General features: G+C 61.2%; 13 protein-coding genes. 6 read left to right on the top strand and 7 right to left on the bottom strand.

Going from position 1 to position 14,476, the window contains the following annotated elements; all coding sequences use genetic code 11:
* Window positions 1–120 precede the first annotated feature (120 nt).
* Both uca and atzF read left to right on the top strand, forming a co-directional pair.
* Window positions 121–3,726 carry an urea carboxylase gene (gene uca, locus BVH74_RS08240; protein WP_080049591.1) on the top strand — a complete coding sequence of 1,202 codons (3,606 nt, stop codon included), beginning with the start codon at window positions 121–123 and terminating at the stop codon, window positions 3,724–3,726.
* Window positions 3,723–5,525, top strand: coding sequence for an allophanate hydrolase (atzF, locus tag BVH74_RS08235; protein WP_080049590.1), 1,803 nt, complete (start codon window positions 3,723–3,725; stop codon window positions 5,523–5,525). Before uca ends, atzF begins: the two co-directional genes overlap by 4 nt.
* A gap of 39 nt (window positions 5,526–5,564) precedes the next feature.
* On the opposite strand, the gene rsmI is transcribed toward atzF, so the two are convergent.
* On the bottom strand, window positions 5,565–6,416 hold the full coding sequence (gene rsmI, locus BVH74_RS08230; protein WP_080049589.1) for a 16S rRNA (cytidine(1402)-2'-O)-methyltransferase: 852 nt from the start codon (window positions 6,414–6,416) through the stop codon (window positions 5,565–5,567).
* A 155-nt stretch (window positions 6,417–6,571) separates the two neighbouring features.
* On the opposite strand from rsmI, the gene BVH74_RS08225 reads away from it, so the two are divergent.
* Genes BVH74_RS08225 through BVH74_RS08210 form a run of 4 tightly spaced genes read left to right on the top strand, consistent with a single transcriptional unit; the run spans window position 6,572 to window position 9,938 of the window.
* Window positions 6,572–8,395, top strand: a complete 1,824-nt coding sequence (locus tag BVH74_RS08225) for a penicillin-binding protein activator (protein ID WP_231705582.1) — start codon at window positions 6,572–6,574, stop codon at window positions 8,393–8,395.
* Window positions 8,392–8,766 (top strand): YraN family protein, encoded by a 375-nt coding sequence (locus BVH74_RS08220; protein ID WP_080049588.1) that lies wholly within the window; start codon window positions 8,392–8,394, stop codon window positions 8,764–8,766. Before BVH74_RS08225 ends, BVH74_RS08220 begins: the two co-directional genes overlap by 4 nt.
* A gap of 12 nt (window positions 8,767–8,778) precedes the next feature.
* Window positions 8,779–9,372 carry a phosphoheptose isomerase gene (locus BVH74_RS08215; protein WP_080049587.1) on the top strand — a complete coding sequence of 198 codons (594 nt, stop codon included), beginning with the start codon at window positions 8,779–8,781 and terminating at the stop codon, window positions 9,370–9,372.
* Window positions 9,369–9,938: a BON domain-containing protein gene (locus BVH74_RS08210; RefSeq protein ID WP_080049586.1), complete on the top strand. Its 570-nt coding sequence runs from the start codon at window positions 9,369–9,371 to the stop codon at window positions 9,936–9,938. The genes BVH74_RS08215 and BVH74_RS08210 overlap by 4 nt, the downstream gene beginning before the upstream one ends.
* A 56-nt stretch (window positions 9,939–9,994) precedes the next feature.
* Here the strand turns inward: BVH74_RS08210 and BVH74_RS08205 are convergent, their stop codons facing one another.
* The 6 genes from BVH74_RS08205 to rpsI all read right to left on the bottom strand — a co-directional run bounded on the left by BVH74_RS08205 (window position 9,995) and on the right by rpsI (window position 14,470).
* Window positions 9,995–10,387, bottom strand: a complete 393-nt coding sequence (locus tag BVH74_RS08205) for a ClpXP protease specificity-enhancing factor (protein WP_080051668.1) — start codon at window positions 10,385–10,387, stop codon at window positions 9,995–9,997.
* Window positions 10,388–10,421: 34 nt separating this feature from the next.
* A complete protein-coding gene (locus BVH74_RS08200) occupies window positions 10,422–11,054 on the bottom strand; it encodes a glutathione S-transferase N-terminal domain-containing protein (RefSeq protein WP_080049585.1) in 633 nt (210 codons plus the stop codon).
* 163 nt (window positions 11,055–11,217) lie between these two features.
* Complete coding sequence (locus tag BVH74_RS08195; protein ID WP_080049584.1) at window positions 11,218–12,000, bottom strand: cytochrome c1; 783 nt, start codon at window positions 11,998–12,000, stop codon at window positions 11,218–11,220.
* The gene (locus BVH74_RS08190) at window positions 12,000–13,223 is read right to left on the bottom strand and encodes a cytochrome b (protein WP_080049583.1); all 1,224 of its coding nucleotides are present in this window, start codon (window positions 13,221–13,223) and stop codon (window positions 12,000–12,002) included. The genes BVH74_RS08195 and BVH74_RS08190 overlap by 1 nt, the downstream gene beginning before the upstream one ends.
* Window positions 13,223–13,816, bottom strand: coding sequence for a ubiquinol-cytochrome c reductase iron-sulfur subunit (gene petA / locus BVH74_RS08185; RefSeq protein WP_080049582.1), 594 nt, complete (start codon window positions 13,814–13,816; stop codon window positions 13,223–13,225). Before petA ends, BVH74_RS08190 begins: the two co-directional genes overlap by 1 nt.
* 261 nt (window positions 13,817–14,077) lie before the next feature.
* Complete coding sequence (rpsI, locus tag BVH74_RS08180) at window positions 14,078–14,470, bottom strand: 30S ribosomal protein S9 (protein WP_080049581.1); 393 nt, start codon at window positions 14,468–14,470, stop codon at window positions 14,078–14,080.
* Window positions 14,471–14,476 lie beyond the last annotated feature (6 nt).

The following is a 14,476-nucleotide window of genomic DNA, read 5'->3' as shown; positions in this document are numbered from 1 at the left end:
TCGCTGCGCTCCTCGCAATGACACGGTCAGGCAAACCATAGCCCATGACAAGATCACCCAGCCGGGACGACCCGTCTGGACCAGACGTGCTTTCCGGGACGACCCGATCGAGGAAAGACCATGTTCAACACCCTGCTGATTGCCAACCGTGGCGCCATTGCCTGCCGCATCCTGCGTACCTTGAGAACCCTCGAGGTGCAGGGTGTCGCCGTGTATGCCGAGGCCGATGCCGGCAGCCTGCATGTACAACAGGCCGATCAGGCTATTGCCCTAGGTGAGGGCGCGGCCAGTGCCACCTACCTGGATGTCGACAAGATCCTCGCCGCCGCCCGTGCCAGCGGTGCCCAGGCGATCCATCCGGGCTACGGCTTTTTGTCGGAAAACGCCGCCTTTGCCGAAGCCTGTGAAGCCGCCGGCATAGCCTTTGTCGGGCCAACGCCGGAACAACTGCGAGTGTTTGGCCTCAAGCACACCGCCCGCGCCCTGGCCAAGGCCCATGGCGTGCCCATGCTTGAGGGCACCGAGCTGCTGGACAGCCTGGCCGATGCCTTGTGCGCGGCCGATCAGGTGGGTTACCCGGTGATGCTGAAAAGTACCGCCGGCGGTGGCGGCATCGGCATGCGCGTCTGTCACAATGCCGCCGAACTGGGCGACGCCTTCGATGCGGTGAAACGCCTCGGACAGAACAACTTCAGTGATGCCGGGGTGTTTATCGAGAAGTACATCCAGCGCGCACGACACCTGGAAGTCCAGGTGTTTGGCGATGGCCAGGGCGAGGTCCTGGCGCTGGGCGTGCGCGATTGCTCGGTGCAGCGGCGCAACCAGAAGGTACTCGAGGAAACCCCGGCACCCAACCTGCCCGCCGGCATGGCCGATGCACTCTGTCAGGCCGCGATCCAGCTGGCCAGTGCGATCAAATACCGCAGTGCCGGCACCGTCGAGTTTGTCTATGACAGCGCCGCCGAGCAGTTCTACTTCCTTGAAGTCAATACCCGCCTGCAGGTCGAGCACGGCGTCACCGAGCAGGTCTGGGGGGTCGATATCGTTGAATGGATGGTCCGCCTGGCAGCAGGCGATCTGCCGCCGCTGGCCGAGCTGGGCAAGACCCTGCAACCACGTGGCCATGCCATCCAGGCGCGGCTGTATGCTGAAGACCCGGGGCGCGACTTCCAACCCAGCCCGGGTCTGCTGACCCAGGTCGAGTTTCCGCCGGCTGACGGGCAAGCGGTGCGCATCGATACCTGGGTGGAAGCCGGCTGTGAAATTGCCCCCTACTTCGATCCGATGATCGCCAAACTGATCTGCTGGCAGCCCGACCGTGCAACGGCCAGTGCCGCTCTGGATCAACTGCTGGCCGAGACCCGGCTCTACGGGGTGGAAACCAACTTGGGCTATTTGCGCCAGATTCTCAATGACGCCCCCTTTGCCAGTGGAGAGCCCTGGACCCGCTGCCTGGAAAACCTGACCTATCAGGCCACAACCTGTGAAGTGCTGATTCCTGGCACCCAAACCACCGTACAGGACTTGCCCGGCCGACTCGGCTACTGGGCAGTCGGCGTACCGCCCTCCGGGCCCATGGACAGTCGGGCGCTGGCGCTGGCCAACCGCCTGTTGGGCAACGCCACCGACGCCGCCGGCCTGGAAATCACCATGAGCGGCCCGACCCTGAGCTTCAACAGCGCCACCCAGGTGGTCGTCAGTGGCGCCAGCCTGCCGGTGAAGCTGGACGGGGCGACCCAACCCATGAATCAGGTGCTCGATATACCCGCTGGCAGCACCCTCAGCCTGGGAACCATCGAAGGTGCCGGTGCGCGCAGCTATCTGGCGGTTCAGGGAGGGCTTCAGGTACCGGATTACCTCGGCAGCAAGAGCACCTTCACCCTCGGTCAGTTTGGTGGTCATGCCGGCCGGGCGCTGCGCGCAGGCGATGTGCTGCGGCTGCTGCCGCTGGCACCAGCCACACCAGCCAGCCTGCCAGCCGCCCTACACACGTCGCTGGCCGAGGTCCGCGAACTGCGAGTGATCTATGGTCCGCATGGCGCACCCGAGTATTTCACCGCCGATTACATCGAACGCTTCTTTACCACCGAGTGGGAGGTGCATTTCAACTCCAGCCGCACCGGGGTGCGCCTGATCGGGCCAAAACCGGAATGGGCGCGCGAGGATGGCGGCGAGGCGGGCCTGCATCCATCAAACATCCATGACAACCCCTACGCCGTCGGCGCCGTTGACTTTACCGGCGACATGCCGGTGATTCTTGGCCCGGACGGTCCCAGTCTGGGTGGCTTTGTGTGCCCGGTAACCATTATCGAGGCGGACCTGTGGCAACTCGGCCAGCTCAAGGCCGGCGACAAGATCCGCTTCACCCCGGTCAACCTCGCTACCGCACGGGAACTGGCCCGCTTACAGCAGGACGAAATCAACACCCTACAGCCCTGCTGCCCGAGCCAAAGCGAAGGCGTTGCGCTGGCATCACCGATCATACTGGACATGGGCAAAGCCGATACCCGGCTGGTCGCACGGCTGTCCGGCGATACCCATCTGTTGCTGGAGATCGGCCCGCCGGAACTGGATCTGGTACTGCGCTTCCGCGGCCATGCCTTGATGCAGGCGATGGAGGCCGAGCAACTGGCCGGTGTGATCGATCTGACCCCGGGTATCCGTTCTCTGCAAGTACACTACCAGCCGGAAACCCTCGCCCTTGATCACTTGCTCGCCACCGTCGAGCGTCTCTGGCAAGCCGTCTGCAGTGCCGAAGACCTGCGCGTTCCTTCACGGGTAGTGCACCTGCCCCTGTCCTGGGATGACCCGGCCTGCCAGTTGGCGATCGAAAAGTACATGACCACCGTGCGCAAGGATGCCCCCTGGTGCCCGAGCAACCTGGAGTTCATCCGCCGGATCAACGATCTGCCGGATCTGACGGCCGTTCAGCGCACCGTGTTTGACGCCAGCTACCTGGTCATGGGTCTGGGCGACGTTTATCTCGGCGCCCCGGTGGCCACCCCACTCGACCCCCGCCACCGCCTGGTGACCACCAAGTACAACCCGGCACGCACCTGGACGGCGGAAAACTCGGTGGGTATCGGTGGCGCCTACATGTGCATCTACGGCATGGAAGGCCCCGGTGGCTACCAGTTCGTCGGGCGTACCCTGCAGATGTGGAACCGCTACCGCGAGGTTGCCGCCTACGATGGCAAGCCCTGGCTGCTGCGGTTCTTTGATCAGATCCGCTTCTATCCGGTATCGGCTGACGAACTGCAACAGATTCGCCGCGACTTTCCACTCGGGCGCTATCCGCTGCATATCGAACACAGCGAGCTGGCACTGGCCGACTACCAGCAGTTTCTCGCGACCGAGGCCGACAGTATCGCTGCCGCTCGCAGTCGCCAGCAGGCCGCCTTCGATGCCGAGCGCCAGCGCTGGATCACCAACGGCCAGGCCGACTATCAGAGCGAAGAACTCGCAGGTGAACCCACTGAGGAGCAGCCGCTCGAAGCCGGTCAGTACAGCATCGACAGTCACATCGCCGGCAATCTCTGGCAGGTTCAGGTCACCCCAGGTGCCCAAGTCCAGGCCGGCGACGTGCTGGTGGTACTCGAATCCATGAAAATGGAAATCCCCCTGACCGCCCCCTGTGCCGGGGTGGTCGCATCAGTCCATGTCCAACCAGGCTCTCCGGTACGTGCCGGACAGCGGGTGATCGTTCTGGAGGAACACGCCGCATGACACGCTTTGACCACGATCTGCGTCTCGACGCACTGCAGGCCGCCTACAAGGAAGGCGCATTCACCCCTCGCCAACTGCTTGTTGAACTGCGCCAACGCGCCGCCACGCTCAACAGCGATAATCCGCTGTTCATCCACCTGCTCAGCGAGACCGAACTGGAGCCCTATCTGGCTGCGCTGGATGGCAAGAGCCCGGAGCAATTGCCGCTGTTCGGCGTGCCGTTCGCCATAAAGGACAACATTGACCTGGCCGGCATTCCAACCACTGCTGCCTGTCCGGCTTTTTCCTATACTCCGAATTGCTCGGCAACCCTGGTACAGCAACTGATCGAGCTGGGTGCCGTGCCGTTGGGCAAGACCAATCTCGACCAGTTCGCTACCGGGTTGAACGGCACTCGCTCGCCCTACGGCGCCTGCCACAATGCCACCCATCCGCAATACCCATCGGGTGGTTCTAGTTCAGGTTCAGCCCTGAGCGTGGCCCTGGGTCTGTGCAGTTTTGCCCTGGGCACCGATACCGCCGGTTCCGGCCGGGTGCCGGCGGCGCTGAACAATCTGGTCGGACTCAAGCAAACCCGGGGCCTGTTGTCGGCCAGCGGTCTGGTACCGGCCTGTCGAACGCTGGACTGCATCACCTATTTCGCCGCCAGTGCAGCCGAGTGCTCGAAACTGCTGGCCCTGACCGCCAAGCGCGACCCCAGCGACGATTACAGCCGGGCCAACCCGCTGTGGAATGCCGCTGACGCCTTCGGCAGCCCACGCCCATTCCGCTTCGGGGTACCAAAAACACCTGAATTTCTTGGGTGCCCGGAAAGCCCCGGGTTATTCGCTGCCGCTATCGAGCAGCTCAAGGCCATCGGCGGTACGCCGGTGGAAATCGATCTTGATCCCTTTATGCAGGCCGCCAAACTACTTTACGAGGGGCCCTGGGTCGCCGAACGCTACAGCGTCGCCGGCGAGCTGATCGAGCGCGATCCCGAAGCGGTACTGCCAGTGATTCGTGCGGTGCTGGACAAGGCGCCACAGTTCAGCGCCCAGGATGCCTTCGAATACCAGTACCGGCTGCAGGGCTACAAGACCCTCTGCGATCAGTTGCTGGCTGATATGGATTGTGTCCTGACCCCGACCATCCCACGCCCGGTGACCCTGGCCGAACTGGAGGCCGAGCCGGTCGCGCGCAACAGCGACCTGGGCTATTACACCAACTTCATGAACCTGCTCGATTACGCTGCCGTTGCCGTGCCGAGCGGCTTCATGGCCAACGGCCTGCCGTGGGGCGTCACCCTGTTCGGTCGCGCCTTCACCGATCAGTACCTGCTCAGCCTGGGCGCCGCGCTACAGCAACACAGCGGATTGCCGCTGGTCGGCGAGCAACCGCTGAGCAGCAGCCTGCCGGCCACACCAGCCCGCAACGACATGGCCCGGGTAGTAGTCTGCGGCGCGCACCTGGATGGCCTGCCGCTGAACTGGCAATTGCGTCAACGCGGCGGCCGGTTGCTGGAGGCTACTGCAAGCTCTGCCGATTACAAGCTCTATGCCCTGGCCGGCGGCCCACCGATGCGCCCGGGCATGCTGCGGGTGGCCGAAGGAGGTCAGGCGATTCAGGTCGAAGTCTGGGAATTGCCGAGCCGCGAACTGGGCTCTTTCCTTACCGGTATTCCGGCGCCGCTGGGGCTGGGCAAAGTGCAATTGGCTGATGGGCGCTGGGAAACCGGCTTTATCTGCGACCCCTACGGCCTGGAAGGCGCCACCGACATTACCGAGTTTGGTGGCTGGAAAGCCTGGCTGGCGAGCCGCTAAGCAGCCGGACCACCAGCAAGGACCTGAGAGCCTGCATGTTTAGTTCCCGCTCTTGCTCAGCGCCAGTTGATACAAACGGTTCTTCTTCACTCCAGTCAGCTTGGCCGCCAGGGCGGCGGCCTGTTTGACAGGCAATTCTTCCAGCAGAACCTCCAGAGTGCGCTCCACCGCCGGGTCGAGCGCTTCGGCATCATCACGCACCGGCGCACCCTCCACTACCAGCACGCACTCGCCGCGCTGCTGATCGCTATCACCAGCCACCCAATCGACCAGTTCAGCAAGAGGCGCACCTTTGATGGTCTCGAAGGTTTTGGTCAACTCCCGGGCCAGAACCACCTGACGCTCGCCGCCCAGCACCTCAAGCATGTCCTGCAGACACTCAAGCAGGCGGTGCGGGGCCTCGTAGACCATCCAGGTCCGCGACTCACCGGCCAGCGCCTGCAAGCGCTGACGCCGGCCCTGGGTCTTGGCCGGCAAAAAGCCCTCGAAGGCAAAACGGTCGGATGGCAATCCTGCCGCACTCAGTGCCGCAATCAGCGCACAGGCGCCTGGCACTGGGCAGACCCGTACCCCGGCCTCGCGGGCCTGGCGCACCAGATGGAAACCCGGATCGGAAATCAGCGGAGTACCGGCATCGGAAATCAGGGCCAGGTCATCACCGGCCAGCAACCGCTCAACCAGCCGCACACTCTTGTCACGCTCGTTGTGATCGTGACAGGCAGTGGTCGGGGTGTTGATGCCAAAATGCTGCAATAGCCGGGCACTGTGACGGGTGTCTTCGGCGGCGATCAGACTGACCGAACGCAGGACATCAAGCGCCCGCGGCGTCAGATCCTGCAAATTGCCTATCGGCGTGGCAACGACATAAAGGGTACCGACCGGGCTGGACATGACAAATCCTGTTGCAAGCGTAGTTGCCCGATATTGTACAGGACGTGATCCTATTCCGCCGACGCTGTGGAGATTGCCTACCCCCTTGGTTACAATGCCGGATGAGTCCGCCCCAGGGTGCCACGTGGGCGCCCATCGCGTAAGGATACTGTCCGATGCCCCGCATGCTTCGCCTGCCGTTCGTTGCCTTGACCCTCGCTGCGCTGATCAGCGGCTGCTCGACAGCCCCGCGCGAGCTATCCGACCTGCCACGTACCCCGCAGGCCAGTGTCGACCAGATTCTGCAGGATGCCAACCGCCGTTCCGGCGCTGAAGCCAACCTGCTGCGCCTGCACGCGGCCCGGGCCGCCTGGATCGGCGGTCAGCCCGAGCGGGTCCAAAGCATTCTGCGCGACATTCCACAGAGCGACCTGCCAACCGACCAACAGATCGTCTTCAGTCAACTACAAGCCCAAAGCGCTCTGGCTCTGGATCAGGTGCCGCAGGCTCTGCGAGCAATACGCCACCCCTCGATCGGCCAACTCGACATTCTGCCGGTCGAAGATCAACTGGACATTCAGCAGTTGCGGGCAGATATATTCGATGCTGCCGGTCAGCACCTGGACGCCGCCAAGGAACGGATTTTCATCGACGGGCTGCTGCCCAGTGAACGTCAGACCAGTAACCGGCTGGCGATCTGGGACAGTCTTGGCCAGTTGTCCACACCGCAACTCCAGCAGGCCCGTGACCAGAGCGCCGGCGGCCTGGAGGGCTGGCTGAGTCTGGCTCTGATCGAACGCCAGCACGGCAACCTCGATCTGCAGGTACGCGCCTTGCGCCAGTGGCAGGAAGCCAATGCCGATCACCCGGCAGCCAACCCGCTGCCCGACTCGCTGATGCAGCTATTCCAGCTGCACGCCAGCCGCCCACAGCACATCGCCCTGCTGCTGCCCTTCCAGGGACCTCTGGCCAGTGCCGCACAGGCCCTGCGTGATGGCTTTCTAGCCGCTCAGTATCAGGCTCACAGCCAGGGACTTGAGCAGCCTCAGGTCAGCCTGTACGACAGTACTGCCTACAGCAACCTCCAGCAGTTCTATGCTCAGGCCCAACAGGATGGTGTGCAGTGGGTCATCGGCCCACTAGAGCGCGATCAGGTCGGCCGTCTGGCCAACCTCGGCGAACTGCCCCTGCCGACCCTGGCCTTGAACTACAGCGAGCAGCGGCGAGTCTCGGAACAGCCGCTGTACCAGTTCGGCCTGGCCCCCGAGGATGAAGCCCGCTCCGCTGCTCACCGGGCCTGGGCCGACGGCCATCGCAGCATGGCTGCCCTGACCGCCCAGACCGACTGGGGACAGCGCGCCTTTCAGGCCTTCCGCGAAACCTGGGAAAGCCTCGGTGGGGTCCTGGTTGGCAGGGAAGTGATTGACCAACCCGCCAGCATGGCTCAGCAGATTGGCGACTTGTTGCAGATTCGCCAGAGCGAGCAACGCGGCAACCGCATTCAGCAGTTGCTTGGCCAAGGCATTGTGGTTCAGCCGACCCCACGCCAGGATATCGATGCGCTGTTCCTGGCGGCTAACCCATTACAGGCCCGACAAATCAAGCCGACTCTGGCCTTCCAGTACGCCGGCGATTTGCCGGTATACGCCACTTCTCATGCCTATCAGGTTGGCGACAACCTGCAAAATGCCGACCTGGACGGCCTGTACATAGCCGAAATCCCCTGGCTGCTGGAGCGCTCGGACAGCCTGTACCAGGCCGTCAGTCAAAGCTGGCCGCAAGCCGGCGGTGCCATGGGTCGGCTGTACGCCATGGGGATCGACGCCCAGCGCATTTTCAGCCGGCTGCGGCAACTGCAGCAGTTCCCGGGCACCCGTATCGAGGGCGCAACCGGTACCCTGAGCCTGGGGGACAACGGCCGGATTCAACGTGAGCTGCACTGGGGCCTGATCAGCAATGGCCAACTGCAACCGGCTCCCGAACTTATTCCCGCCCCATGAGTCAATTGACCAGCAAGCAGTTGCTCGGCAATCTGGCTGAACGCCAGGCCGAACGCCTGCTGCTCAAGGCCGGATTGCGCCTGCTGGCACGCAATTACCGCTGCAAGCAAGGCGAACTCGATCTGGTCATGCGTGACAGGGATACAGTAGTATTTGTCGAAGTGCGTTACCGGCGAAAGAGCCAGTGGGGAAGCGCAGCGGAAACGGTGGACTGGCGCAAACAGAAACGTGTCCAGATAGCCGCCCAGCACTACCTCCTGACCCACCCGCACCTGGCAAACCATCCCTGTCGCTTCGATGTCGTTGCCGCTGATGGCAACCCTGAGGACCCAGACGCTTATCGCTGGATCCGAGAAGCATTCACTTGCTAGCGAGTCCTATCCATGGATATGCAACACCGTATCAGGCAGCTTTTTACCGACAGCATTGAAACCAAGACCCGCGCCATGGAAGTGCTCGGGCCCAGTATCGAACAGGCCAGCCAGGTGATGGTCAACAGCCTGCTCAGCGAAGGCAAGATACTGACCTGCGGCAACGGCGGCTCAGCCGGTGACGCTCAGCACTTCTCGTCCGAGCTGCTCAATCGCTTCGAGCGCGAACGCCCCAGCCTGCCGGCTATCGCCCTGACTACCGACAGCTCGACCATCACTTCTATCGCCAACGACTACAGCTACGACGAGATCTTTTCCAAGCAGATCCGCGCACTCGGTCAACCGGGCGATGTACTGCTGGCGATCTCCACCAGCGGCAACTCCGGCAACGTGATTCAGGCTATTCAGGCAGCCCACGACCGCGACATGCTGGTGGTCGCCCTGACCGGCCGAGACGGCGGCGCCATGGCTCCCCTGCTGCTCCCCGAGGATGTCGAAATCCGGGTACCGGCTCGCTCTACCGCACGTATCCAGGAAGTTCACCTGCTGGCCATCCACTGCCTGTGCGACCTGATTGATCGGCAATTGTTCGGGAGTGAGGAATGATCAGACTTACCAGTCTCGTATTGGCGGCGCTGCTCAGCGCCGGCTGCAGTTCGGTACTGACCGCAACCCGCGATGCCCCGATCGAAGACAACTACGGTACACGCACCTTCGGTAGCCGGATCGATGACCAACTGATCGAAACCAAGGCCAGAGTCAATGTCGCCAAAGCGCACATCGATATCGAGCGTGAAGCCCGCATCATCGTCTCCAGTTACAACGGCGTAGTCCTGCTGGCCGGCCAGGTACCGCGCGCCGAGCTAAAGACGCTGGCAGAAAACGCCGCGCGTGAAGTTCAACGCGTCAAGGTGGTGCATAACGAGCTGACCGTGGGTGAGAACCTGCCGCTGCTGGCGCGCAATCACGACACCGTGATCACCACCAATGCCAAAACCCGACTGCTGGCCGACAGCAGCATCCCCGGACGCCGAATCAAGGTTACGACGGAAGCTGGCGTGGTTTATCTGCAGGGATTGCTGCGTCGCAGCGAAGCCGATCTGGCCGTGCAGACAGTACAGCAGGTGGGCGGCGTGCAGAGGATTGTTAAGTTGTTCGAATATATCGACTGAATGACCTGAAACTGGTGGCTGGATGATCAGGTCCAGCCACCACACTTCCCTTAGTTTTACTTGACCACCTTCAACGATGGCCGACCACTCGGCTTGTTGTCGCCGTCCGGGGCCGGGTCATCGGCTGGCGGCGGGCTGACCGGATCGATCTCGAACACCATCCCCTGACCATTCTCCCGGGCATAGATAGCCATCACCGCCAGGGCAGGAATCCAGACCTGCTGCGCCACGCCACCAAAACGCCCATCAAAGCTGATCGCGTCATTATCCATTTCGAGCTGACGGATAGCACTGGGGGACAGATTCAGGACGATCTGGTCATCCTCGACAAAGCCCTCCGGCACCCGGGTCCCGGGAAATCCGGCATTGACCAGCAGGTACGGCGTGCAGTTGTTATCCAAAATCCACTCGTACAACGCACGGATCAGATAAGGGCGGCTTGGACTCATTACGGCCATGCGGTACTCCGAACGGTTAAAGCGTTTACTGCATATCCTTTTCCGCCGCTGACAGGCTGGCGATAAAGCCTTCACGGGCAAAGATACGATCCATATAGTCGAGCAGCGGCTTGGCCTGCTTGGGCAGCTCAATCCCGAATAGCGGCAAGCGCCAGAGGATGGGAGCAATACAGCAGTCGACCAGACTGAACTCATCACTCATGAAGAACGGCATCTCAGCGAATACCGGCGCCACACCGATCAGACTCTCACGCAGCTCCTTGCGCGCCTTGGTAACGGCGGCCTCGGAACTTTTCGGGTTGCCGATCACATCAACCAGCGAGCACCAGTCGCGCTGCACCCGGTACATCAGCAAACGGCTATTGGCCCGGGCCACCGGATAGACCGGCAGCAGCGGCGGATGCGGGAAGCGCTCATCCAGGTACTCCATCATGATATTCGGCTCATAGAGCACCAGATCACGATCAAGCAGGGTCGGCACGCTGCTGTAGGGGTTGGTTTCCACCAGTTCCTGCGGCGGATTGCCTGGCTCGACATTGACCACATCGACTGTCACGCCCTTTTCAGCCAGGACGATGCGCACACGATGACAGTAATGGTCACGGGGGTCAGAAAAGAAAGCCATGGAGGAACGCTTGCTGGCGGTGGTAACGCCCATAAATCAACCCTCATCCTCTCGCGGATTGCGGTAACACAGGTTGCACGGTCGAATGACTGGCATCAGCCACAACCGACAACTGCCTGAGAACAAAGTGCGTAGTATACCCCAGAAACAACAACGCGCCCCAAAGGGCGCGCTGTTTTGATCCGCAGAACTAGGATCAGTGAACGTCTTTCCAGTACTCGCGCTTGAGCAGGAAGGCAAAGACGAACAGGAAGGCCAGATACAGCAGCACGTACACACCGATGCGGTGACGCTCCAGCTTGATCGGGTCAGCCGAATAAGCCAGGAACGCAACCAGGTTACGCACAGTGGTATCGAACTCGGCCTCGGTCTGGGTGCCAGTGTCCGGCAGCACAGTCAGCACATCACACTGCTCGTCCTTGATGGTTTCACCGGTCAGCGGATCACGCTTGGGGGTATTGCCATCCATCACCGGCATGGCCTTGCAGCCAATCACCTGACGACCTTGCAGCTCCATCAGCACATTGGGCATACCCACGTTCGGGAACAGCATGTTGTTGGCACCGAACGGACGCGAAGGATCCTCGTAGAAGGTCTTCAGGTAGGTATACAGCCAGTCGTTGCCACGCACCCGGGCAACCATGGTCAGATCCGGCGGCGCACCACCAAACCAAACCTTGGAGTCCTGAGGACGCATGCCGATCTTCATGTGGTCACCGATAAGCGTGCCCTCGGTGAACACCAGGTTCTCCAGCATCAGCTCATCCGGAATCCCCAGATCGTTGGCTACGCGCTCATAACGCTGGAACTGAGCGGAGTGGCAGCCCATGCAGTAGTTGACGAAAGTGCGCGCACCATCCTGCAGAGCAGCCTTGTCACGCAGATCGATATTAGCCTTTTCCAGCGGGTAGTTGCTGGGCGCCGCCAGAACCACGCAGGGCAACAGCGCAAAACACAGAGCAATCAGTTGCTTTTTCATTAGCCAGTAACCCTCTCCGGAACCGGTTTGGTCTTCTCCATCCGGGTGTAGAACGGCATCAGGATGAAGAAGGCGAAATACAGAACGGTGCAGACCTGCGACAGCAGCGTACGACCTGGAGTCGCCGGGATGGCACCCAGCACGCCAAGGATCACGAAGCAGACGCAGAAGATCACCAGCCACAGCTTGCTCATCCAGCCTTTGTAGCGGATCGAGCGCACCGGACTACGGTCCAGCCAGGGCAATACGAACAGCACGGCAATCGCAGCACCCATCGCCAGCACACCCGGGAAGGCCGAGCCAGCGATGGCCGGAACCGCACGCAGAATCGCGTAGAACGGTGTGAAGTACCAGACCGGGGCGATATGGTCAGGCGTCTTCAGCGGGTTGGCCACTTCAAAGTTCGGATGCTCGAGGAAGAAACCACCCATTTCCGGGAAGAAGAACACGATGGTGCAGAACACGAACAGGAACACCACCACGCCGACAATATCCTTGACGGTGTAGTACGGGTGGAAGGCGATGCCGTCCAGCGGCTTGCCGTTCTCGTCCTTCAGCTTCTTGATGTCGATACCATCCGGGTTGTTGGAACCCACTTCGTGCAGCGCGATGATATGCAGCACCACCAGACCCAGCAGTACGATCGGCAGCGCAATCACATGCAGGGCGAAGAAGCGGTTCAGGGTAATCCCGGAGATCAGGTAGTCACCACGCACCCACTGGGCCAGATCCGGACCAATGAACGGAATGGCACCGAACAGCGAGATAATTACCTGAGCACCCCAGTAGGACATCTGACCCCAGGGCAGCAGGTAGCCCATGAAAGCCTCGGCCATCAGGATCAGATAGATCAGCATACCGAACAGCCAGACCAGCTCGCGCGGCTTCTGGTAGGAGCCGTACATCAGGCCACGCAGCATGTGCAGGTAAACCACGACAAAGAACATCGAGGCGCCGGTGGAGTGCAGATAGCGCAGCAGCCAGCCGTACTCGACATCACGCATGATGTATTCGATCGAAGCGAAAGCGCCTTCAGCAGAAGGCTCGTAGCTCATGGTCAGCCAGATACCGGTAACAATCTGATTGACCAGCACCAGCATGGCCAGAGAGCCGAAAAAGTAGAAGAAGTTGAAGTTCTTGGGCGCATAGTATTTGGTCAGATGGTCTTCCATCACCTTGGTGACGGCCATGCGCTCATTGACCCAGTTCATCAGTTTGCTCATCAGGCAGTCTCCGGATCCAGACCAATGACGATGACATCATCAGTTTCGTAGTGATGCGGGGGCACCGGCAGGTTCAGCGGCGCCGGCTGGGCACGCCAGACTCGACCCGACATATCGTAGTGGGAACCGTGACACGGGCAGAAGTAACCACCCTTCCAGTCTGCGCCCATATCGGCAGAAGCTACTTCCGGACGGAACAGCGGCGAGCAACCCAAGTGAGTACAGATACCGATCACCACCAGAACTTCCGGCTTGATCGCCCGAGTACGTGGATCCACGTAATCCGGCTGATCAGATGACTTGGAATCCGGGTCGGCGACCACGCTATCCATCTCCTCAAGCAGACGCAGGGCCTCTTCGGTACGGCGGGATACGAATACCGGCTGACCGCGCCACTCGGCAACAAGTTGCTGCCCGGCCTCCAGCTTGCTGATATTCACCCGTACCGGCGCCCCTGCTGCCTTGGCTCTGGCGCTTGGGAACCAAGATCCCACGAAGGGCACTGCAGCCCCTACGGCTCCGGCAGCACCCACGACACTCGTGGCTGCTACCAGGAAGCGACGCCGGCCATTATTCACGCCGTCATTACTCATCCAGTCGTCTCCCATCAGCTAAACAGGCCTTTTCCAAGGCCTTTTCAAGTATTAAACAGCTTGCACAAAATGAATCAGATGGTAATGAAAAACCCCTTTTTTGACAAGGCGATAGTCATCCCGCGAGAGGTTTCAAGGAAAGGCGCAAGCCACGCCCGACGCGACTTTCAGCCCAAAGGAAGGAGCGCGACAGGTTGTCGCAGATACAAAAACGCCCGGAGTCCATACGGAAACCGGGCGCTGAGCGATTCGCCTTTCGACTTAACGCTTGGAGTACTGCGGACGCTTACGCGCCTTGCGCAGACCGACTTTCTTACGCTCAACTTCACGAGCATCGCGAGTTACGTAACCAGCCTTGCGCAGTTCGCCACGCAGAGTCTCGTCGTATTCCATCAGGGCACGAGTGATGCCGTGACGGATGGCACCGGCCTGACCGGAGATACCACCGCCCTTGACGGTAACGTAGACATCGAACTTCTCGGTGCTCTGGGTCAGCTCAAGCGGCTGACGAACCACCATGCGGGCGGTTTCGCGACCGAAGAAATTCTCCAGCGAACGATTGTTGATAGAGATGTTGCCAGTACCCGGACGCAGGAACACGCGAGCGGTGGCGGTTTTACGACGGCCAGTACCGTAGTTTTGAGTCGCCGACATAGTGAG

The sequence above is a fragment of the Halopseudomonas phragmitis genome, from assembly GCF_002056295.1.
GTDB classification, from domain to species: Bacteria; Pseudomonadota; Gammaproteobacteria; order Pseudomonadales; family Pseudomonadaceae; genus Halopseudomonas; species Halopseudomonas phragmitis.
This window is presented reverse-complemented; position numbering and strand designations above follow the sequence as displayed.

What these genes read in the sequence shown, in the direction of transcription:
- uca (WP_080049591.1), top strand. Translation starts at nt 121, where the DNA reads ATGTTCAACACCCTGCTGATTGCCAACCGTGGCGCCATTGCCTGCCGC.
- atzF (WP_080049590.1), top strand. Translation starts at nt 3,723, where the DNA reads ATGACACGCTTTGACCACGATCTGCGTCTCGACGCACTGCAGGCCGCC.
- rsmI (WP_080049589.1), bottom strand. Translation starts at nt 6,416, where the DNA reads ATGTCCAGCCCGGTCGGTACCCTTTATGTCGTTGCCACGCCGATAGGC.
- BVH74_RS08225 (WP_231705582.1), top strand. Translation starts at nt 6,572, where the DNA reads ATGCCCCGCATGCTTCGCCTGCCGTTCGTTGCCTTGACCCTCGCTGCG.
- BVH74_RS08220 (WP_080049588.1), top strand. Translation starts at nt 8,392, where the DNA reads ATGAGTCAATTGACCAGCAAGCAGTTGCTCGGCAATCTGGCTGAACGC.
- BVH74_RS08215 (WP_080049587.1), top strand. Translation starts at nt 8,779, where the DNA reads ATGGATATGCAACACCGTATCAGGCAGCTTTTTACCGACAGCATTGAA.
- BVH74_RS08210 (WP_080049586.1), top strand. Translation starts at nt 9,369, where the DNA reads ATGATCAGACTTACCAGTCTCGTATTGGCGGCGCTGCTCAGCGCCGGC.
- BVH74_RS08205 (WP_080051668.1), bottom strand. Translation starts at nt 10,387, where the DNA reads ATGAGTCCAAGCCGCCCTTATCTGATCCGTGCGTTGTACGAGTGGATT.
- BVH74_RS08200 (WP_080049585.1), bottom strand. Translation starts at nt 11,054, where the DNA reads ATGGGCGTTACCACCGCCAGCAAGCGTTCCTCCATGGCTTTCTTTTCT.
- BVH74_RS08195 (WP_080049584.1), bottom strand. Translation starts at nt 12,000, where the DNA reads ATGAAAAAGCAACTGATTGCTCTGTGTTTTGCGCTGTTGCCCTGCGTG.
- BVH74_RS08190 (WP_080049583.1), bottom strand. Translation starts at nt 13,223, where the DNA reads ATGAGCAAACTGATGAACTGGGTCAATGAGCGCATGGCCGTCACCAAG.
- petA (WP_080049582.1), bottom strand. Translation starts at nt 13,816, where the DNA reads ATGAGTAATGACGGCGTGAATAATGGCCGGCGTCGCTTCCTGGTAGCA.
- rpsI (WP_080049581.1), bottom strand. Translation starts at nt 14,470, where the DNA reads ATGTCGGCGACTCAAAACTACGGTACTGGCCGTCGTAAAACCGCCACC.